17 protein-coding genes are annotated in these 19,677 nt (G+C 60.0%); 7 read left to right on the top strand and 10 right to left on the bottom strand.

Annotated features, from left to right (window positions below; all coding sequences use genetic code 11):
- Positions 1 to 38 precede the first annotated feature (38 nt).
- Both K3767_RS10120 and K3767_RS10115 read left to right on the top strand, forming a co-directional pair.
- Positions 39 to 1,088: a glycosyltransferase family 4 protein gene (locus tag K3767_RS10120; RefSeq protein WP_221173462.1), complete on the top strand. Its 1,050-nt coding sequence runs from the start codon at positions 39 to 41 to the stop codon at positions 1,086 to 1,088.
- Complete coding sequence (locus tag K3767_RS10115; protein WP_221173461.1) at positions 1,070 to 3,211, top strand: amylo-alpha-1,6-glucosidase; 2,142 nt, start codon at positions 1,070 to 1,072, stop codon at positions 3,209 to 3,211. Before K3767_RS10120 ends, K3767_RS10115 begins: the two co-directional genes overlap by 19 nt.
- Here K3767_RS10115 and lpxB read toward each other — a convergent pair.
- Genes lpxB through lpxD form a run of 6 tightly spaced genes read right to left on the bottom strand, consistent with a single transcriptional unit; the run spans position 3,162 to position 8,399 of the window.
- The gene (lpxB, locus tag K3767_RS10110) at positions 3,162 to 4,340 is read right to left on the bottom strand and encodes a lipid-A-disaccharide synthase (RefSeq protein WP_221173460.1); all 1,179 of its coding nucleotides are present in this window, start codon (positions 4,338 to 4,340) and stop codon (positions 3,162 to 3,164) included. The genes K3767_RS10115 and lpxB overlap by 50 nt on opposite strands.
- Positions 4,321 to 5,289, bottom strand: coding sequence for a Gfo/Idh/MocA family protein (locus K3767_RS10105; RefSeq protein ID WP_221173459.1), 969 nt, complete (start codon positions 5,287 to 5,289; stop codon positions 4,321 to 4,323). The genes lpxB and K3767_RS10105 overlap by 20 nt, the downstream gene beginning before the upstream one ends.
- Positions 5,286 to 6,095, bottom strand: a complete 810-nt coding sequence (locus K3767_RS10100; RefSeq protein ID WP_221173458.1) for an LpxI family protein — start codon at positions 6,093 to 6,095, stop codon at positions 5,286 to 5,288. Before K3767_RS10100 ends, K3767_RS10105 begins: the two co-directional genes overlap by 4 nt.
- Positions 6,096 to 6,099: 4 nt before the next feature.
- Positions 6,100 to 6,909 (bottom strand): acyl-ACP--UDP-N-acetylglucosamine O-acyltransferase, encoded by an 810-nt coding sequence (lpxA, locus tag K3767_RS10095; RefSeq protein WP_221173457.1) that lies wholly within the window; start codon positions 6,907 to 6,909, stop codon positions 6,100 to 6,102.
- 3 nt (positions 6,910 to 6,912) lie between these two features.
- A complete protein-coding gene (fabZ, locus tag K3767_RS10090; RefSeq protein WP_221173456.1) occupies positions 6,913 to 7,353 on the bottom strand; it encodes a 3-hydroxyacyl-ACP dehydratase FabZ in 441 nt (146 codons plus the stop codon).
- Positions 7,350 to 8,399 carry a UDP-3-O-(3-hydroxymyristoyl)glucosamine N-acyltransferase gene (gene lpxD / locus K3767_RS10085; RefSeq protein WP_221173455.1) on the bottom strand — a complete coding sequence of 350 codons (1,050 nt, stop codon included), beginning with the start codon at positions 8,397 to 8,399 and terminating at the stop codon, positions 7,350 to 7,352. Before lpxD ends, fabZ begins: the two co-directional genes overlap by 4 nt.
- A gap of 102 nt (positions 8,400 to 8,501) precedes the next feature.
- Between lpxD and K3767_RS10080 the strand changes: the two genes are divergently transcribed.
- On the top strand, positions 8,502 to 9,809 hold the full coding sequence (locus K3767_RS10080; protein WP_221173454.1) for a UDP-glucose/GDP-mannose dehydrogenase family protein: 1,308 nt from the start codon (positions 8,502 to 8,504) through the stop codon (positions 9,807 to 9,809).
- Here K3767_RS10080 and K3767_RS10075 read toward each other — a convergent pair.
- Genes K3767_RS10075 through K3767_RS10065 form a run of 3 tightly spaced genes read right to left on the bottom strand, consistent with a single transcriptional unit; the run spans position 9,806 to position 12,534 of the window.
- Positions 9,806 to 10,462 carry an MBL fold metallo-hydrolase gene (locus K3767_RS10075; RefSeq protein WP_221173453.1) on the bottom strand — a complete coding sequence of 219 codons (657 nt, stop codon included), beginning with the start codon at positions 10,460 to 10,462 and terminating at the stop codon, positions 9,806 to 9,808. The two genes, K3767_RS10080 and K3767_RS10075, sit on opposite strands and share 4 nt — an antisense overlap.
- Complete coding sequence (locus tag K3767_RS10070; protein ID WP_221173452.1) at positions 10,455 to 11,621, bottom strand: hypothetical protein; 1,167 nt, start codon at positions 11,619 to 11,621, stop codon at positions 10,455 to 10,457. The genes K3767_RS10075 and K3767_RS10070 overlap by 8 nt, the downstream gene beginning before the upstream one ends.
- A complete protein-coding gene (locus tag K3767_RS10065) occupies positions 11,611 to 12,534 on the bottom strand; it encodes an NAD(P)/FAD-dependent oxidoreductase (RefSeq protein ID WP_221173451.1) in 924 nt (307 codons plus the stop codon). Before K3767_RS10065 ends, K3767_RS10070 begins: the two co-directional genes overlap by 11 nt.
- A 237-nt stretch (positions 12,535 to 12,771) precedes the next feature.
- Between K3767_RS10065 and aspS the strand changes: the two genes are divergently transcribed.
- The 4 genes from aspS to K3767_RS10045 are packed head-to-tail and all read left to right on the top strand — an operon-like array spanning position 12,772 to position 18,687.
- Positions 12,772 to 14,535, top strand: a complete 1,764-nt coding sequence (gene aspS, locus K3767_RS10060; RefSeq protein WP_221173450.1) for an aspartate--tRNA ligase — start codon at positions 12,772 to 12,774, stop codon at positions 14,533 to 14,535.
- Positions 14,536 to 16,713, top strand: coding sequence for a bifunctional alpha,alpha-trehalose-phosphate synthase (UDP-forming)/trehalose-phosphatase (locus K3767_RS10055; protein WP_221173449.1), 2,178 nt, complete (start codon positions 14,536 to 14,538; stop codon positions 16,711 to 16,713). It begins immediately after the preceding gene.
- A complete protein-coding gene (locus K3767_RS10050; RefSeq protein ID WP_255592389.1) occupies positions 16,695 to 17,393 on the top strand; it encodes a DUF5752 family protein in 699 nt (232 codons plus the stop codon). Before K3767_RS10055 ends, K3767_RS10050 begins: the two co-directional genes overlap by 19 nt.
- Positions 17,386 to 18,687, top strand: a complete 1,302-nt coding sequence (locus K3767_RS10045) for a glycosyltransferase (protein WP_221173448.1) — start codon at positions 17,386 to 17,388, stop codon at positions 18,685 to 18,687. Before K3767_RS10050 ends, K3767_RS10045 begins: the two co-directional genes overlap by 8 nt.
- Here K3767_RS10045 and pdxA read toward each other — a convergent pair.
- The gene (gene pdxA / locus K3767_RS10040; protein ID WP_221173447.1) at positions 18,587 to 19,624 is read right to left on the bottom strand and encodes a 4-hydroxythreonine-4-phosphate dehydrogenase PdxA; all 1,038 of its coding nucleotides are present in this window, start codon (positions 19,622 to 19,624) and stop codon (positions 18,587 to 18,589) included. The two genes, K3767_RS10045 and pdxA, sit on opposite strands and share 101 nt — an antisense overlap.
- Positions 19,625 to 19,677: the final 53 nt, after the last annotated feature.

The raw sequence follows: 19,677 nt of genomic DNA, 5'->3' as shown, positions 1-19,677 counted from the left end.
GGAGCCCTGACAGAGAACGCTCAAGGGAGGTGAACCCGATGAGGATTGCACAGGTGGCACCACTTTTTGAATCCGTGCCCCCCAGACTTTACGGAGGAACTGAGCGGGTGGTCTCCTGGCTCACCGAGGAACTGGTGCGCCAGGGCCATGAGGTAACCCTTTTTGCGAGCGGGGACTCCGAGACCTCGGCCCGGCTGATTCCGTGTGCTCCGCAGGCCCTGAGGCTTGCGGGGGTAAAGGACCCTCTTGCCCTTCATGTGCTTATGGTGGAGCGGGTTCTTCAGATGGCTCACGAGTTCGATGTGGTGCACTTCCACATAGACTACCTGCATCTCCCGCTTATGCGCAGGATCCGGGTACCCTACCTCACCACCCTGCACGGGCGTCTGGATCTTCCGGAGATTTATCCCTTTTACAAAGAATTCAGGGATGCCCCTTTTGTCTCCATTTCCGACGCCCAGAGAAGACCCCTGCCCTTTATCAACTGGGTGGGTACGGTGCATCACGGGTTGCCGCGGGATCTTTATCGTCCTTCTTACGGACCGGGTAAATACCTGGCCTTTCTGGGAAGGATTTCTCCGGAAAAGCGTCCCGATCGTGCTATAGACCTGGCCGAGAGGGTGGGTGTACCTCTTCTCATGGCCGCCAAGGTGGATCGAGCGGATCAGGATTATTTCGAGGAGGTCATAAAACCCCGTCTGTCCAGTCCCTGGGTGGAGTTTGTGGGGGAAATTTCGGAGGCGGAGAAACAGGAGTTTCTGGCCGGAGCGCTGGCTCTCCTTATGCTTATTGACTGGCCCGAACCCTTCGGCATCGTTATGATTGAGGCCAATGCCTGCGGTACTCCGGTGATTGCCTGGAGATGCGGTTCCGTTCCGGAGATCATTGAGCCCGGCCGCAACGGATACATTGTGGAGAGTATGGAGGAGGCCGAAAAGGCGGTGGAGGAACTTTCTCGAATCTCCCGGCGGGAATGCCGTCGGGTCTTTGAGGAACGCTTCACCGCGGAGAGGATGGCGCGGGATTATCTTAAACTCTACGAAAGCCTTCGTGTCGAGGAGGTGCCCCTTTGGCGGAAGGCGGCCTGAAGTTTTACATCCTGGCCCAGAGCCCGGGGCTTTCCCCGCGCAACCTCACCTTCAAACACGGGGATACCTTTGCCCTCTTTAATGCCGAGGGAGATATCCGTCCGGGGGGGCTCGGAGAACTGGGCCTTTATCACCGGGGGACCAGATTCCTTTCGCGCCTCGAACTTTTCTGCTGCGAGACCAGGCCTTTCCTCCTCGGTTCCGCTCTTTCCCCTGACGGGATTCTCATTCAGGTAAACCTCACCAATCCGGATCTCTTTTTCGGAGAGGTATTTCTTCCGCGGGGTGCTATTCACCTCCGGCGGACCAAGCTGCTTTATGAGGGGGACTACTATGAGGAAATCGTCTTTACCAATTACGCCTTCCGCGAACTGGAGCTCCCGGTGACCCTGGCCTTCGGGGCGGACTTTGTGGATATCTTCGAGGTGCGGGGCACTCCACGCCGCAGAAGGGGACATACCCTGCCCCCCGAGGTGGAGGAGGATGTGGTGAGAATAAGGTATCACGGATTGGACGGAGTGGTTCGTACGGTGGAGATCACATTTTCCGAAAAACCCGAGAGGATATCCCCCACGGAGGCCCGTTTCCTGCTGCATCTAGCCCCGAAGGAGAGAATCAATCTGGGACTTGCGGTGCGGTGTGTCGAGGGAAGGGAAGAGCGATCCGGGAATTTTCGTTCCGCTCTTTTCCTGAGACGACGGGAACGCAAGGAATTTACCCGCTCGAGTGTCCGGGTGGAGAGCTCCAATGAGTACTTTAACCGCTGGCTGGAACGTTCGGAATACGATCTCTTCATGATGCTGACTCGTACTCCTTACGGGCTCTATCCTTATGCGGGCATCCCCTGGTTCAATACTGTCTTCGGACGAGACGGTCTCATAGTGGGGTTGCAGACGCTCTGGTTTAATCCGGATATCGCCCGGGGCGTACTGGAGGTGCTGGCCCGGACTCAGGCTACGGAACACGATCCCTCCCGCGATGCCGAGCCGGGTAAGATCGTCCATGAAATGCGGTTCGGGGAGATGGCCTCCACCGGAGAGATCCCTTTTGGTCGTTATTACGGTTCGGTGGACGCTACCCCGCTCTTCATCATTCTGGCCGGAACCTATTTCGAAAGGACCCAGGATCTCGAATTTTTAAAAAGGCTCTGGGTGCACCTGGAGCTGGCCCTGGAGTGGATGGAACATTACGGAGACCTCGATGGGGACGGTCTTATCGAGTATCGTCCCTCCGAGGAGGGTTTGGTTAACAAGGGCTGGAAGGACTCCCACGACAGTGTATTTCACCGGGATGGTACCTTTCCTGAGCCTCCGGTGGCCCTGGTGGAGATTCAGGGCTATCTTTACCGGGCCTATCTGGAGATGGCTCGTATGGCTCGGGCACTGGCCAAGCATGACCTGGTGCTCTCCTTCCTTTCCCGGGCTGAGGGGGTTCGTGAGAAACTCCGGCGACTTTTTTTCCCTCCGGGGGCTGATTTTCCCGCCCTGGCTCTGGATGGTCGGAAAAGACCGTGTCTGGTTAAGACTTCTAACCCCGGGCATCTTCTCTTTGCCGAGGTCCTTTCCGAGGAAGAGGCCCGGGATCTAGCCGGCAGGCTCTTTGAACCGGATCTTTTCTCAGGATGGGGGGTACGCACTCTTTCCAGAAAGGAGGTTTTTTATAATCCAGTTTCCTATCACAACGGTTCGGTATGGCCGCATGATAATGCCCTCATTGCTCAGGGCCTGGCTTCCTATGAACTCAAGGTACCCCTTGAGCGCATCTTTCGGGGACTTTTCGAGGCCAGCCATTACTTCCCTCACCACCGTCTTCCCGAGCTCTTCTGTGGTTTCAACCGTCGGGCCGGAGAGGGCCCGGTATCCTATCCCGTGGCCTGCAGTCCCCAGGCCTGGGCCTCGGGGTCGGTTTTCATGCTTCTTTCCGCCTCCCTGGGGCTCAAATTCACCGGCAAGGGCTTGGCCTTTATTCGTCCGCGTCTTCCGGAATTCCTTTCCTGGGTAAGGCTTACAGGGCTCCGGGTGGGAGAGCATACCGTGGATCTTGAGTTCCGGCGCTACGAGAGGGATGTGGTGGTCAATGTGTTGCGGAAGCCGAAGACGGTAGAGGTTCTGGTGGTGAAATAGAGCGCAGGAAATCCACCAGAAGTTCCGCCACCCGCCAGGAGGCTCCCTTGCCTCCGAGAAGTTCTTTAACGCGGGCGAGTTTTCGGCGGGTCTCTTTCCGTATGTGGGTCTCGAAGAGGTAGGGGCGCAGGGCGCCGGCCAGGGCCTCGGGTTGTACCCCGCCCTGGATGAATTCCGGAACCACCCCTTCCCCGAGGATGAGATTGGGAAGGGTGATGTAAGGAACCTTCACCAGGATCCTGGCCAGAAGGTAGGCCAGGGCGGGAAGCCGATAGGCCGCTACCATGGGAGTTTCGAGCAGAGCCGCCTCCAGGGTGATGGTCCCCGAGGCAAGGAGGGCCGCCTCAGCGTGTTGGAGCACCTCGTGCTGGTAGCCCTCCAACACCTTGATCCGGCGCTCGAGATCCTCCCAGAGGAGGGTTTTCGGTAGCCCCGGAGCCTTGACCACCACGGCCTGGAGCCGGGGATGGTCCCTTTTGAGTATCTCATAGGTCTTTGCAAACACCGGAAGCAGGCGTTCCACCTCACTCCGGCGACTACCGGGAAAGATGCCCAGGAGGGGATGATGGGGGTTCAGACCGGCGATCTCAAAAAAAGTTTCCCGGGAGAGGGCCGGACGCACCAGATCCACCAGAGGATGTCCTACGAAAACGGCTCGGATTCCCTCCTGTTCGAAGAACTCTTTTTCAAAGGGGAGCACCACCGCCAGAAGATCCACGGTTTTGCGGAGAATGCGAAGACGGCTTCGATGCCAGGCCCACACCTGAGGGGCGATGTAATAGAAGACCGGTATCCCGAGTTTGCGACACAGTTTGGCCAGGCGTAAATTGAATCCGGGAAAGTCGATGAGGACCGCCGCCCGGGGGCATCCCTCCCGCAGGAATTTCGCGAGTCTGTGCCAGGCTTCACGCAGGAGTCGTAGCTCGGAGAGCCCCGGTAGTCCCACCACGGCCAGCGGTTCCGCCGGATACAGACACTCCAGCCCCGCGGCCCGCATCCTTCGGCCCCCGATACCGTAAAAGGTAAATCCCGGCTGAATTTCCCGCACCCGACGCAGGAGTTCCGCCCCGTAAAGGTCTCCGGATTCCTCCCCGGCCACGATCAAAACCTTAGAACTTGAGGCTTTCAAAGCGGAGCTCCTCCCCGCAAAGGCGCAGATAATCCTGGATTTCCTCCTTGATGCGGTGAGCCAGTTCCAGGGCCCTCAGGGCCTCCCTTCCGGATACCGGAGGGTCCCGTCCCTCTGCAACCGATCTAACAAATTCCGCAAGTTCCTCCTGCAGGGGATCGGCCTCGGGAAAGGATTCCTCCAGGGGGGTGAGTTGTCCCTTCTCTCCCAGACGGACTTCGAAGTAGCGTCGTTTCAGGGTATCGGCGGAAAAATAACCTCCCGGTTCAAAGACCCGGAACCGTCTCTGAGGGGTGAGAGAGATGCGGCTGGCGGTGAGATTGGCCGAGAGTCCGTTGTCGAAAAGGATGCGCACGCTGGCGATGTCGATCCGCGGAGAGAGTACCGGGGCCCCCGCGACAAGCATACTTTGCACACCGCCCTCCGGGTTCAGGGCTAAAAGGAGATCCAGGTCGTGGATCATGAGATCAAGAATTACATCCACATCGAGGGCCCGGGGGGAGAATCCCGAAAGCCTGTGAGCCTCCACGAAAAGAGGACGGCGCACGCGGGAAAGAAGACGCTTTATCGAGGGCTGGAAACGCTCAATGTGTCCTACCTGGAGAACGAGACCCTTCTTTTCGGCCAGTTCTACCAGCTCGGCGGCGGTCTCGGGATGTTCGGTAAGGGGTTTTTCCACGAATAGGTGTTTGCCGGCGGAAAGACAGTCTCTGGCGATCTCATAGTGGGTAACGGTGGGCGTGACGATGGAAAGGGCTTCTACACGGGGAAGGAGGTTTCGGTAATCGGTGGTCCAGAAGACCCGGTGAACCTCTCCGATCCGTCGGGCTCGCTCCTCCACTATGTCGGCTACTCCCGCGAGCTCAACTCCCGGAAGACGGGCGAACTTTTCGGCGTGGAATCGACCCAGGTGTCCTACTCCGATGACTCCCACCCGAACTCTTCTCATCGCACCCCCACTATACTTATTCCGGCCCGATCGGCCTCGCGTATGGCTTCATCTTGCTCGAAAAAGAGACTTTTTCCGGCCTCCAGGGCCAGGACCCGTGCTCCGGCCTCGCGCATCACGCGAATCGTCTCCGCTCCGGCGGAGGGAAGATCCAGTCTGGGATCCTGTGTGGGCTTGAGGATCTTGATCACCACGGCTCCCCGACGATACCGCCCGGCCCGGCGGATGGTCTCATCCGTCCCCTCCATGGCCTCCACCGCCACCACCATGCGTTCCTTAACCACCACACACTGTCCGATGTCGAGCTCTCCTATACGCCGGGCTACGGAAAGCCCCCAGCGGATATCCTTCCACTCCTCCCGAGAGGGAGCCCGTCGGGTGAGTACCCCCTCCGGGGTGAGAAGTTCCGGAAGTTGTTCCGCCGGTGAGACCACGCGAAACCCTTCCTTTTCGAACTCCTGACATACGGCCCTCAGAATGGCATCATCGTTGCGGCTTGCGAGTCGCTTCCATAGAATAAGGGCCCGAAGATCCGGAAGGGCTTCCCGCAGGGCCCTGGGTTTCTCGATCTTTCCCAGAAAGGTAACCTCCTGCACATCGTGTTCCCTCAAAATCTTCAGGAGTCTGCCGAACTGACCCATACGGATCCGGAACACCCGGGCTCCCGCTGCCGAAAGTCTTTGGGCCTGGTCATCCGAAAAGGTAACCACCACCAGAGGTACACCTTCTCCGGTAAGCCTTTCCACGAAATAGATCGGGGCATGTCCCTCCCCGGCCACGAGCCCAAGGGGTTTTCCCGGAGGCATCGGTCTAAAAGGCTTCTTCTCCCTCGAAGGGTTTGCGGCGCATAATTCCCTGCCGGGAAGGGTTTTCGATAAAACGGATAAATTCTCCCACATGCGGATCCCCGGGGAAAGCGTCCCGAAGTTCCTCGATGGTCTCCGATAGGCGGGCCGGACCGTCCAGGAAGATTCCCAGGGCCTGAGAGATCCTCCGGATACTGTCCCGATCAAAACCGGCCCGGCGCAATCCCACCAGGTTAAGTCCCTGGATCTTGGCCGGGACGCCGAAGACCTTCACGAATGGGGGCACATCCTTATCAACCCCGCTCATGGCACTCACAAAGGCATAGGAGCCTATCCGGCAGAACTGGTGCACCGCCGAAAGCCCTCCAAAGACCACCCGGTCCCCCACGCGGACATGCCCTCCCAGAGTGGCACCGTTGGCCATGATCACCTCATCACCCAGGAAACAGTCATGGGCAATATGTACATAGGCCATGAGCAAACACCGGTTTCCTATCCGCGTAAGCCGTTGATCCAGAGCGGTGCCGCGATGAATGGTCACGAATTCTCGAATAATATTTTCGTCGCCAATTTCCACCCGGGACTCCTCGCCCCGATAGGCCAGATGTTGTGGATCGGCCCCGATAACCGCGTGGTGGTTGATCAGGTTGCCTTTCCCGATACGGGTATCTCGCTCGATTACCACATGGGCTCCTATGCGGGTTCCCTCCCCGACAAAAACCCGCGGACCGATTATGGCGTAAGGGCCTATCTCCACACCGTCCTCGATTTCCGCACTGGGATCAATGACCGCGGTGGGATGTATTCTGCGCATGGTTCACCTCATGGCCGCCGTGATTTCGGCTTCCGCCGCAACTTTTCCCTTTACCAGGATTCGCACCGAGGTTTTAAGGATGTGTCCCTTCTGTTTGAAGCCCCGAGCCTCAATGACCAGCGTATCTCCGGGGAGGACCGGTTGCCGGAAACGCACCCGATCGAGCCCGGCCAGTACGAATAGTTTTTCCCGAAACTCCGGAACACACGCCTTCATGAAGAGGGCCCCAACCTGAGCCATGGCCTCCACCAGCATCACCCCGGGCATGAGGGGGTTTTCCGGAAAGTGGCCCTGGAAAAAGGGTTCGTTGTGAGTGACATTTTTTATGGCCCGGATGTATTGCCTCTCGCAATCCACCTCCTCCACCCGATCCACCATGAGGAAGGGGAAACGGTGGGGAAGGAGATCCAGTATCTCTCGGGGTGAGAGTTCATGTGTGCTCACTTCGAACCTCCATCCGGTTCGGGGCCTGAAAGAAGGGTCCGCAATCTTCGCCAATCCTTTACCATATCGGGGAGTTTTGCGAAAGCCACCGCGGCCCTGCGCCAGATACGGGCCGGTATGGCCGGTATCCCGGCCACTTCTTCGCCGGGGGAAATCTTTCCGGAGATGCCGGACTTGGCCGCCACCCGGGCCCCATCACCGATTTCCGCTCCGGGAGCAATTCCCACCTGTCCGCCCAGCATTACATAGCGCCCCAGGCGTGCGTGGCCCCCGAGCCCGCACTGAGCCACGATGATACAGCCCTCCCCGATCTCTACATTGTGTCCGATCTGGGTAAGATTGTCGATTTTGGAGCCGGCTCCCACCCGGGTGACCCCAAAGGTGGCACGATCCACACAGGAATTGGCCCCGATCTCAACCTCCGGACCGATCTCCACCGTGCCGAAATGGGGAATCTTGAGGTGCCGGAGCCCATCCCGCCTTATTTCCTGAGCGTATCCGAAACCGTCGGCCCCGATGACCGTTCCCGCGTGGACCACCACCTCATCCGCAAGACGCACACCGGGATAAAGCACCACATAGGGGTAGAGTACGCACCGCCTCCCCACCCTGGCCCCGGCTCCCACAAAGACCCCGGGGTAAAGCACACTTCCCTCCCCGATGCGGGCCCCGGCCCCCACGAAGACCCAGGGGCCCACCGAGACCCCTTCTTCCAGATCGGCCCCCTCCTCGATTACGGCAAGAGGGCTTATACCCGGGGCGGGATGTGCGGGTTTAAAAAAAAGTCGGGCCACCCTGGCCAGGGCCACCCGAACATTCGGACATATCAAAAGACTCCTTCCGGGGAACTCTCCGGCCAGTTCCGGAGGGACCATAAGTGCTCCCGCCTTGCTCCTTCTCGCAGCGGCAACCCAGGCCCGGGATTCCACGAAGCTTAGCTCCCTCTCGCCGGCCAGTTCGAGGGAGGAAATTCCCTCAACCTCGAAATCCCTTCCTCGTAGCTCCGCTCCGATCTTTTCCCCCAATTCCGAGAGACGGTATCTCATCCCTTTCAATATACCCGTCCTTCCTCTTCCTCTCAAATTTACTCTTTTCGATCATGCGGGGTGAGTTAAACTTTCCGGAAAAAACCGAAGAGGAGGACGCGGGTGCACATCGCGGTGATCGGGACGGGTTATGTGGGGCTGGTTTCCGGGGCCGGAATGGCCGACTTCGGCATGAAGGTCATCTGCGTGGACAAGGATCGGGACAAGATCAAACAACTCGAGAAGGGCCGAATTCCCTTTTACGAGCCGGGGCTTGAGGAACTGGTGCACAGAAACAAGGAGGCCGGCCGTCTCTCCTTCACCACCGACCTGCGGAAGGCCGTAAGACAGGCCCTGGCCGTCTTTATCTGCGTCGGGACTCCGCCGGCCCCGGATGGTTCCGCCGATCTATCTCAGATCCGGGAAGTGGCCCTGGCCCTGGCCGAGGCCCTGGACGATTACAAGGTGGTGGTCACCAAGAGCACCGTGCCGGTGGGCACCAATCGTTGGATCAAGAGCCTTATCGACAAACACAAGAAAAACAATGTGGCCGTGGACATCATCTCCAATCCGGAATTTTTGCGGGAGGGTTCGGCGGTGGAGGACTTCATGCACCCGGATCGGGTGGTCATTGGGGGAGAGAGCGCCTACGCCATCGCCATCGTTAAGGACATCTACCGGCCCCTCTATCTGGCCGAGACCCCCTTCATCATCACCGATCTCGAGACCGCGGAGATGATCAAGTACGCCTCGAACGCCTTCCTGGCCACCAAGGTGAGTTTTATAAACGAAATCGCCAATCTGTGTGAGAAGGTGGGCGCGGATGTGACCGTGGTGGCCCGGGCCATGGGGTTTGACCCCCGGATCGGGCGGAAGTTTCTGAACCCCGGGCCGGGCTTCGGCGGATCCTGTTTCCCGAAGGATGTGAAGGCCCTGGTGCACCAGGGGCGCGAGGCGGGCTCCCCCATGCGTATCCTCGAGGCCGTGTTAGAGGTCAACGAAAGACAAAAGAGGCGAGCGGTGGAGAAGGCGGAGGCCCTCTGCGGCGATCTTTCCGGGAAGACGGTGGCGGTCCTGGGGCTTTCCTTCAAGCCCAACACCAGTGATGTGCGGGAATCCCCGGCGCTCACCGTGGTGCCGGAACTGGTAAAACGGGGAGCCCGGGTGCGCGTTTACGATCCGGTGGCCATGGAGGAGTTTCAGCGCTGGCTCCCGGAACTCCGGGTGGATTATGTAAAAAACCCCCTTGAGGCCGCTCGCGGAGCCCACGCCCTCATCATCCTTACCGAATGGAACGAATTCCGGTTCCTGGACCTCCAGGAGATCAAAAAGATCATGGCCGAACCCAATCTGGTGGACATGCGCAACATCTACGAACCCGAAACCGTTAAGGCCCTGGGATTCCGTTACACCGGAGTGGGACGAAGTTAAAGACCCTCCTGGATAAAGGGGTTCTCCCGTTTCTCCCGACCTATGGTGGAGGTGGGGCGGTCGCCATAATCGTGACCGGGAAAGACGATGGTGTCCTCGGGAAGTGCCAGGAGCTTTTCCCGAATGGAGCGCATCATCTGGAAGTAGTCCCCGCCAGGGAGATCCCCCCTTCCCACCGCTCCCACGAAGAGGGTGTCTCCCGTAAAGAGAAGGCGCTTTCCGTCGTAAAAACAGACGGATCCGGGGGAGTGCCCGGGGGTGTGAAGGACACGCAGGACGAACCTGCCGAAGGCAAACTCGGCTCCCTCCTCAAAGGTCTCGTCCGCCGGAGGGTTGGGAGGGAACCCCCAGGAAAGGAAGACCGAGGCCCCCTCGCCCCGGAAAAACTCGTCATCGGCCTTATGTAAGGCGAAGGGGGCGGAGAGGGCCTTGCGGAGCTCCTCCGCGGCGACCACATGATCGGCGTGACCGTGAGTGGCGAGGATCCGTCCTATTCGCAGACCCAGAGCTTCTATCCGGGAAAGGATTTTCCCGGCGTCTCCCCCTGGATCGATGATCACCCCATCGCGGGTCTCCGGATCGTAAACCAGGTAACAGCACACCGCCAGCGGTCCCACCACCAGGGTTTCCACCTCCGGAAAGGTCTTATCCATGAAACCCTCCCCCGCGAATTTCCTCCTTTAAGGTTTCTTTAACCCGTTTTTTGATCTCCGGCCAGAGGTTAAGGAGACGATCCGGAGCCGTTTCCGGTCGGGTGTGGGGATGATCCGGGGCGAAGGGACAGGGAGGAGGCCCCTTTCGGGACACCTCCCCCAGTCCCATTTCTTCAAGGATCCGGAAGACCTCCCTTTTATTGAAACCCAAGAGGGGTCTTAACACCGGAGTACCGGCCGCCCGGGCGGTAAAAAGCAGAGCCGGAAGGGTCTGGCTGGCCTGCTCCCCCAGTATCTCCCCGGTGGCCACCGCGGAAAGGCCCTCCCTCCTTGCCAGGTCCGTGCCTAGCCGCAGCATGGTGCCCTTACAAAAGAAGCAGCGTTCCCTCCGGGGAACCCGGTGGGACAGGAATTCCAGGACTTCCCGGAAGGGAAAACGGTGAAGAAAGAGGCGCATTTCCGGAAAGAAATAGGCCAGGGCCCGGGCCTTCTCCCGCACCGATTCCAGGCGCCCCTCTTCCCCGTCGTCAAAGAGAAGGAGATCCACCTCCTGTCCCCGGCGGGCGAGAAGGAGTGTGGCCAGCATGGAGTCCGGCCCTCCGGAAAAGAGCACCAGCACCCGCCCACCGGAGCCCACCGGAAGTCCCGAGAGCCCGGGAATCGGGTTCACGAGGAGACGCACGCCCGAGAGCCCGGGTTCAAGCTGGATCTCCACCCGCTCGGGAGGACGGTTATCCCAGGCCTCAAGTCTCCTGGCGCGGGAAATCTCCTCCAGGACCCCGAGAAGCCTCCTCTTGAACTCAAGCAATTCCGGAAAGTGTTCCCCGGCCCGTTTCCTTTCCACATAGACCACATAGGTAAAAGGGCGGGAAGGAAGAACTTCTTCCAGAAAGGTGGGAGAGAGAAACCGGGAGGGAGAGCCCTCGTGGCAATCCGCCACTTTCTCGAATCCGAAGTGGGAAAGGAGAAGCCTTTTCAGGTCCTCCGGTCCCCGGACGAGGAGGCGTCCGGCCAGAGGACGGACCTCCACGGGGCATCCCGCGGCCCGGGCCCGGGAAAGGAGGTTCTTCAGGGTGAGTTCCTCAAGATCCTTCCGCGTGCCCGGACTTTTGGTCCCGATCTCCCCGGAAAAGCTGACCAGAAAGGCCCTATCCCTCACTCCGGCCGGTTCTTCTCTTCTCGGAAAGGTAGTCCGCAGCGGAAAGGGCGGCCACGCACCCCTCCCCCACGGCCTTGGCCACCTGGAAGGGAGGGCCGGTTACATCCCCGGCGGCGAACACTCCCGGGACGCTGGTGGCCTGTCGGCGGTCCACCTGAATGTAGCGCATGTTTTCCGGATCAAGAGCCACTCCCAGGGCCGTGGCCAGCTCCAGCACCCCCTTGGCCCCTTCCTCAAAGAAGACCCCCTTTATCGAAAGGACCGTGCCGTCGGAAAGCCTCAAACCCTCCACGGCCTCGGTTCCCAGAACCTCCTCGGCCCGGGCCCGCACCCATTCCACCGGTGAGGAGAGGAGTTCCTTTCGCAGGGCCTCGGAGACCCGGAGCTCCTCCGCCACCAGATAGACCCTTTCGGCAATTTTGGAAAGAGTAAGGGCCCCGTGCACCGCGGCACTTTCCTCTCCCACCACCGCTACAGGTTCTCCCCGGAAGAAAAATCCGTCGCAGTCCACGCAGTAGGACACCCCTTTGCCCGTGAGCTCCGCCTCGCCCTTGATCTTTTTCTTGCGACGACTTACCCCTAGGGCCAGAATGAGGGCCCCGGCCAGGATTTCCTCTTCCGACTCCGGGATAACCCGGAAACCCTCCTCTCCTAGGGCCTCCAGACTCACCACATCCTCGGCCCGGTGTTCGGCTCCGAACCTCAGGGCCTGGGAAAGGCCGTTGCGGAGGAGCTCCTCCCCGGAAACCTTTTCCGCAAAGCCAAAGTAATTCTCCATGTGCGCCCGAAAGAGCGCGCTGGCCTCGGGTTTACCGAAGATCAGGGTGCGGAGCTTTCTCCGGGCGGCATGGATGGCCGCCTGCAACCCCGCCGGCCCACAACCCACGATAACCACATCGTAGTATTTTTCCATTTCCTCCTCCTCGCTGCGATCCTCTCGAGTGTGAAAGGGGTCCCGGTGTTTCTCTGCTCGGGACATAAGACGGATACAGATGGAAGCCGTAGAAGAATTTCAAGAGCCGGGCCCCCGTGGAACACTCTTACTAAAAACCTTAGAATTTTCTGTGGTCCCCTGTCAAGCTCTTTTGCGTGTTGACTTTAAAGGGGGCTTGCGGTTTTATTTGGTAGGCGTACGCAAGGAGGTCTTTCCATGATGAAGCGCACGCACTGGTGCGGAAGTCTTCGTCCCGAACATGTGGGAGAGGAAGTGGTGCTTTCCGGATGGGTTCTTCGTCGTAGGGATCACGGCGGGGTGATCTTTATCGATCTCCGGGACCGTTCCGGGATCGTCCAGGTGGTCTTTGAACCCACCACGGCTCCGGAGGCCCACGAGGTGGCTCACCGGCTCAAACCGGAGTATGTGCTGGCCGTGCGGGGTCGGGTGCGTCGGCGTCCGGAGGGCATGGAAAATCCCAAGATCCCCACCGGGGAGGTAGAGGTGGAGGCCCGGGAGCTGGAGATCCTCAATGCCTCGAGGACTCCGCCCTTTCCCCTGGACGAGGAGGTCCCGGTCTCGGAGGCCCTGCGACTCCGTTATCGTTATCTGGATCTGCGGCGACCCGGGGGACTGGAGCCCTTCCTTCTGAGACACCGGGTGGCCCAGGCGGCCCGGGAGTTCCTGAATCGGCAGGGATTCCTGGAGATAGAGACCCCCTTCCTTACCAAGAGCACCCCGGAGGGCGCACGGGACTACCTGGTGCCCTCCCGTCTCTATCCCGGAAAGTTCTACGCCCTGCCGCAGTCGCCCCAGCTCTTCAAACAGATCCTCATGGTGGCCGGGGTGGAACGCTATTACCAGATCGTGCGTTGTTTTCGGGACGAAGACCTGCGGGCCGACCGTCAGCCCGAGTTCACCCAGCTCGACCTCGAGATGTCCTTCGTGGACGAAGACGATGTGATGGAGCTGGTGGAGGGTCTGGTGGCACACATCTTCGGGGAAGCCCTGGGGGTGGAGCTTCCGCGCCCCTTTCCCCGTCTCACCTACGCCGAGGCCCTCTCCCGCTTCGGGACCGACCGCCCGGACCTCCGTTTCGGAATGGAACTCCGCGAGGTCTCGGAGGTATTCCGGGGAACCTCATTCAAGGTCTTCGCTCAGGTTCTCGAAAAAGGGGGGATCATCAAGGGCCTGGCGGCCCCGGCGGACTTCTCCCGCAAAGAACTCGACGAGCTTACCGCCTTCGTGGGCCAGTTCGGGGCCAGGGGTCTGGCCTGGATCAGGGTCCGGGAGGATGGATTCCAGTCGCCTATCGTGAAGTTTTTTTCCGAAGAGACGCTCCGGAAATTGAAAGAAGTCTTCCGTCCCGAGCCGGGATCCACCCTGTTTTTCGTGGCAGACAGGGCCGAGGTGGTGAACGAGGCCCTGGCGGAGCTGCGAGGAGAGCTGGCCCGGCGTCTGGGACTGATTCCGGAGGGACAGTTCCGCTTCTGCTGGATCGTGGACTTTCCTCTGGTAGAATGGGACGAGGAGGAGGGGCGTTTCGTGGCGGTGCATCATCCCTTCACCGCACCCAGGGAGGAGGATATAGAACTTTTAGAGGAGGCCCCGGAGCGGGTGCGCTCCCGGGCCTACGATCTGGTGCTCAACGGGGTGGAGATCGGGGGCGGGAGTATCCGTATCCACCGGAAGGATGTTCAGGAGAGGGTCTTTCGGTTGCTGGCCATCTCCGAGGAGGAGGCCCGGGAGAAGTTCGGGTTCCTGCTCGAGGCCCTGGACTACGGTGCCCCCCCGCACGGGGGGCTTGCCTTCGGCTTCGACCGGCTGGTCATGCTCATGGGCGGCTACCGGAGCATCCGGGAGGTGATCGCCTTTCCCAAGACCCAGCGGGCCCAGTGCCTGCTCACCGGTGCCCCGGCGGAGGTCACCATGGAGCAACTCCTCGATCTTCACCTTCTTCCGGGGTGGGAGAAGGAGTAGGTGGCGCGTTTCGTAGTGGTCTCCAACCGGCTTCCGGTAACCCTTCGCCGTGAGGGTGAAGGGTTCACGCTCAAGCCCAGCGTGGGCGGCCTGGCCACGGCCCTTTCCTCGGTCATTCCTAAGGAGGAGGCCTGCTGGGTGGGGTGGCCCGGGCTTTCCTCCGAGGAGCTTGCGGGGCACGAGACATGGCTGGCCGAAAACCTGAGACCCCTGGGCTGTTATCCCGTGTGTCTCTCCAGGGAAGAACTGGACACCTTTTACTACGGATTTTCCAACCGCACCCTCTGGCCCCTCTGTCATTACTTTCTGCAGTACGCCGTATTTGACCGGACCTTCTGGGAGGGTTATCGCCGGGTGAACGAGAAGTACGCCGAGGCGGTGGCCGAACTGGCCGAGGAGGAGGCCACCATCTGGGTCCACGACTACCAGCTTTTTCTCCTCCCGGGGCTTCTCCGGAAAAAGCTCCCCCGGGCCACCATCGGCTTTTTCCTCCACATTCCCTTTCCCTCCTACGAGATATTTCGGGTGCTGCCCTGGCGCAGGGAAATACTGGAGGGACTTCTCGGGGCCGACCTCATCGGGTTTCACACCTACGATTACGCCCGCCACTTCCTGAGCTGCCTGCGGAGGCTCATGGGTTACGAGCACCAGTTCGGCCTGGTGCTGGCGGAGGACCGCGCCGTTAAGGTGGAGGTCTTTCCCATCAGCATTGACTACGCCAGGTTCGCCTCGGCGCCGGAAGACCCGGGGGTGCGCGAGAACCTTTCCCGGATAGAAGAGGAGGTAGGGGGGCGAAGACTGATTCTTTCGGTGGATCGTCTGGACTACACCAAGGGGATTCCGGAAAGACTCCGGGCCTACGAGGCCTTCCTGGAGAGACATCCCGAGTTTCGGGAAAGGGTGGTCCTGATCCTCATAGGGGTCCCCTCTCGCACCGAGGTGGAGCACTACCAGGAGTTGAAGCGGGAGGTGGAGGAACTGGTGGGGCGCATAAACGGTCGTTTTGGGACGCTCTCCTGGACTCCGGTGCACTATCTGGCCCGGGGGCTGGGGTTTGAGGAGCTGGCGGCCCTTTATTACTCCTCCGATGTGGCTCTGGTGACCCCTCTTCGGGACGGCATGAACCTGATCGCCAAGGAGTATGTGGCCACCGTGCCGGAGGACAAGGGCGTGCTTATCCTTTCGGAGATGGCCGGGGCGGCGGCGGAGCTATCCGAGGCCCTGCTGGTAAACCCCTTCAATCAGGAGGACCTGGTGGCGGCCCTTTACGAGGCCCTGCGACTTCCCCGGGACGAAAAGAGGGTCCGCAATCGCCGGATGAAGGAACGCCTCCGCCGCTACGACATCAACCGCTGGACCCGGGACTTCATCTCCACCCTGCGCGAGGTTAGACACACACAGAAGACCTACACCTCCTCCCGTCTGGCCGGGGAGGAGAGGGAGAGGATCCTTGCGGCCTTTGCTCGGGCCGAATCCCCCATTCTTTTTCTGGACTACGACGGGACCCTGGTTGGGTTTTCCGGAAGACCGGAAAAGGTAGCCCCTGACGAAGAACTGAGGACCCTGCTCGGCCGCCTGGGGGCGGTGAGCCGGGTGGTCCTTATCAGCGGAAGGGATCCGGACACCCTTGACCGGTGGTTCGGCGATCTCCCCGTGGATCTGGTGGCCGAACACGGCGTCTTCATCCGGGAGGGGGGGCGGTGGCACTCGGTAAGAGAATTCGACCAGGACTGGAAGGAGGTCATTCGTCCCCTTCTGGAGCTTTACACCGATCGTACCCCCGGTTCCTTCGTGGAGGAAAAGAGCTGCAGTCTGGTGTGGCACTACAGGCTGGCGGAATCCGAGCTGGGGTCCATGCGCGCTTATGAACTGAAGGAGGCCCTGCTGGATCTGGTCCATCCCCTGGGGCTTATGGTACTCGAGGGCAACAAGGTCCTTGAGGTGAAGCCCAGAGAGATCAACAAGGGCGTGGCGGCTCGACATTTCCTGGAAAGTGGGGCCTACGACTTCGTCCTGGCCATGGGGGACGACTGGACCGACGAGTATCTTTTTGAGGCTTTGCCTCCGGAGAGTTTTACGGTAAAAATCGGATACGGGCTTACCAGAGCTCGGTATAGAGTGGAAAACTTTCGAGAGGCCAGACGTTTACTGGAGGAGTTGTGGCGGAGAAAAAGTTGATTCATCCAGGCCCATTTGTGGTTAAGGACTGTGCCCTGGTTTCGGTATCCACCGGGGAAAAGGCCTTCACTCTGGCCGAACTTTCCGAAAAACTCAAAAAGATCGATCCCTCCTGCGTTTACCATCACTTCTGGTCCCGGCACCTGCGTCCCTCCTTCGATCATCCGGAATTTCACAACGACTTTGCCGCCTGGGTCCACATGGAACTGCGGGATCGGGTGCTGGCCGAGCGCCTGAACCTTATTGCTCCTCAGGAATACGGTAATATAGAGGATTTGCGGGAGGCCCTTATTCTCATAATTCAGGAGCGTATTTTCGAGGACGAACATCTGGGATGGCGCAAGGCGGAAAATCCCTTCTATTTCGTGAAAAGTCAGCTGATCATTTTCGATACCGGCATGCGACTTCAGTGGCCCCACGAGATCGCCGATGTGCTGGAAACCTTTTCTCCCGGAACCATTTTCTATCACTTCATAGATGCTCGCCGAAGGCATCCCCAGGGTCTGGATGATTTTCGGGACTGGATTCGGAAATTTCCGCCGGATTTCAGGCCTCTTGAGGAACTTATTGCCAGAGTGGATCCCTTCTTCCTCTCTCTGTATGAAATCCGCGATTTTCTTGTGCGGAACATACGCAGTTTTTGTGCCCGAATGCGCGACATAAGGGAAATGTATGCCTAAAAGTAACGCCGATCTCCTTGAATGCTACGCCCGGGTGGCCGGGGCGGAGGCGGTGGCCCAGATGCGACAGCTGGCCGAACGCCTTCACGGGGCCCGGGTCGTTCATGTGAATTCCACCGCCTACGGGGGCGGAGTGGCCGAGATCCTGCACTCCATGGTGCCTCTCATGCGGGCCTTGGGGCTTGAGGTCTCCTGGGAGGTCATCCACGGTACCCCGGAGTTTTTCGAGATCACCAAGAGCTTTCATCACGCCCTTCAGGGTCGCAGGGTTTCCCTCAGCGAGAAGGATTTTGCCCTCTACGAGGAGGTAAATCGTCGCGAGGCCGAGAGACTGGAGGACAAACTCCGGGAGGCCGACTTCGTCATCATCCACGATCCCCAGCCGGCCTACCTTATAAAGTATATTTCCCGTCGGCGGGGATACTGGATATGGCGCTGCCACATTGACCTTTCCCGCCCCTTTTATCCGGTCTGGCGTTTTCTGGAGAGAGTGGTTTCGCGTTATCATGCGAGTATCTTTTCCATGCCGGAATTCAGCCAGCCCCTCCCTCATCCTCAGTACATCATCCCTCCCAGCATTGATCCCTTCACGGAGAAGAACCGGGATCTTTCCCCGGAGGAGGTCTTTGAGATCCTGAAGAATCTGGGACTTGATCCGGTAAGGCCCCTGGTGGTACAGATTTCCCGGTTTGATCCTTTCAAAGATCCCCTGGGGGTCATCCGGGCCGCGGAACTGGCCCGCAAGTTCATTTCCTTCCAGCTGGTGCTGGCCGGTGGCGGGGCCGCCGACGATCCCGAGGGAGAGCGAGTATATCAGGAGGTTTCCAGGGTTGCGAAGGAGAAGAGGGATGTCTATGTGTTCAAGCTCCCTCCGGATGCCCACCGTATCATTAACGCCCTGCAGCGAGCCGCCGACATCGTCTTACAGAAGTCGCTTCGTGAGGGCTTCGGTCTCACCGTTACCGAGGCCATGTGGAAGGGCAAACCCGTGATCGGCGGGGCCACCGGGGGCATCCGGATGCAGGTGGTGAATCATCACACCGGATTTCTGGTGAACACCCCGGAGGGGGCGGCCCTGCGCATTCGTTACCTCCTCTTCTACGAGGACAAGCGCCGGGAAATGGGCCACAAGGCGCGGGAATTCGTGCGCCAGAACTTCCTTATCACCCGCCATGTACGGGACTACCTGGCCCTCATGCTCTCGGTGTGCATGGGGAGCCCGGATCGGCTGGAACTCGAGGCCGCTGAGACCTGTGCCTGGCCATTCGTAAGGCCAGGTGAACCGCCGCTATGAGGCTCCCCGGATCGGCCTTTCCGGTGCCGGCCACATCGTAGGCCGTGCCGTGATCCACGGAGGTGCGGATTATGGGAAGCCCCAGGGTCACATTCACCCCGTCCCGGAAGTGGAGGAGCTTAAAAGGAATTAGGCCCTGGTCGTGGTAGAGGGCCACCACCAGGTCGAATTCGCCCCGGGCTGCCCGAAAGAAGAGGCTGTCGGCGGGAAAAGGCCCCTCAAGAGGGATCCCCAAACCACGGGCTTTGGTTACTGCGGGCTCGAGGATTTCTTTTTCCTCCTGTCCGAAAAGCCCTCCTTCTCCGGCATGGGGGTTTAAGGCGGCCAGCGCCAGGCGAGGACGCGCAAGGCCCAGGTCTTGGGCAAGGAAATTATAGGCCAGCCGCGCCACCCGGAGGATACCTTCTACCGAAAGGGAGGCCACGGCCTCCCGCAGAGAGAGATGAGTGGTCACGAGGGCCACCCGGAGGCGTTCCCCGTAAAAGGCCATGGCGTAATCCCGGGCTCCGGTGAGGGCGGCGAGCATCTCGGTGTGGCCGGGAAAGGGTTCTCCGGCGGCGGCCAGTCCCTCCTTGGATATGGGAGCGGTGACCAGGGCGGAAAGCTTCCCGGAAAGACAGAGTCTGACCCCCTCCTTTATGTAACGCACCATGGCCAGGGAGCCCTGGGGGGTGGGCCTACCGGCAGCGACGGAAAGTTCCGAGAGGGGAAGAAGGTTCAGGGATCCCGGACGGGCCTCCCGCGGAGAGGATATGACCCAGAGGGAGGGACGGAGACCGAGAATCTTCGCCCGTTCGGAAAGGACCTTCGCATCCCCCAGGACCACCACCGGCACCCCGAGGGATCGCAGGGCCTCCTCCGCCTTGAGGATGACATCGGGCCCCACCCCGGCCGGGCAACCCATGGTGATCCCCAGCCGCACACCTTGACGCTCCATGGGGATAAGTTTAGCCTATCCCCTGAACCCTTGCCCAGAGTCAAGGAGGCGAC

This window comes from Thermosulfurimonas sp. F29 (assembly GCF_019688735.1).
GTDB lineage: Bacteria > Desulfobacterota > Thermodesulfobacteria > Thermodesulfobacteriales > Thermodesulfobacteriaceae > Thermosulfurimonas_A.
The sequence above is the reverse complement of the archived record's forward strand: the minus strand, read 5'-3'. Positions and strand labels throughout refer to the sequence as shown.

Bases quoted from the DNA above. Each gene is read 5' to 3' on its own strand.
- aspS (WP_221173450.1), top strand. From the start codon at position 12,772: ATGATGAAGCGCACGCACTGGTGCGGAAGTCTTCGTCCCGAACATGTG.
- lpxD (WP_221173455.1), bottom strand. From the start codon at position 8,399: ATGAGATACCGTCTCTCGGAATTGGGGGAAAAGATCGGAGCGGAGCTA.
- K3767_RS10045 (WP_221173448.1), top strand. From the start codon at position 17,386: ATGCCTAAAAGTAACGCCGATCTCCTTGAATGCTACGCCCGGGTGGCC.
- K3767_RS10105 (WP_221173459.1), bottom strand. From the start codon at position 5,289: ATGAGAAGAGTTCGGGTGGGAGTCATCGGAGTAGGACACCTGGGTCGA.
- K3767_RS10120 (WP_221173462.1), top strand. From the start codon at position 39: ATGAGGATTGCACAGGTGGCACCACTTTTTGAATCCGTGCCCCCCAGA.
- K3767_RS10065 (WP_221173451.1), bottom strand. From the start codon at position 12,534: ATGGAAAAATACTACGATGTGGTTATCGTGGGTTGTGGGCCGGCGGGG.
- K3767_RS10100 (WP_221173458.1), bottom strand. From the start codon at position 6,095: ATGCCTCCGGGAAAACCCCTTGGGCTCGTGGCCGGGGAGGGACATGCC.
- lpxA (WP_221173457.1), bottom strand. From the start codon at position 6,909: ATGCGCAGAATACATCCCACCGCGGTCATTGATCCCAGTGCGGAAATC.
- pdxA (WP_221173447.1), bottom strand. From the start codon at position 19,624: ATGGAGCGTCAAGGTGTGCGGCTGGGGATCACCATGGGTTGCCCGGCC.
- K3767_RS10075 (WP_221173453.1), bottom strand. From the start codon at position 10,462: ATGGATAAGACCTTTCCGGAGGTGGAAACCCTGGTGGTGGGACCGCTG.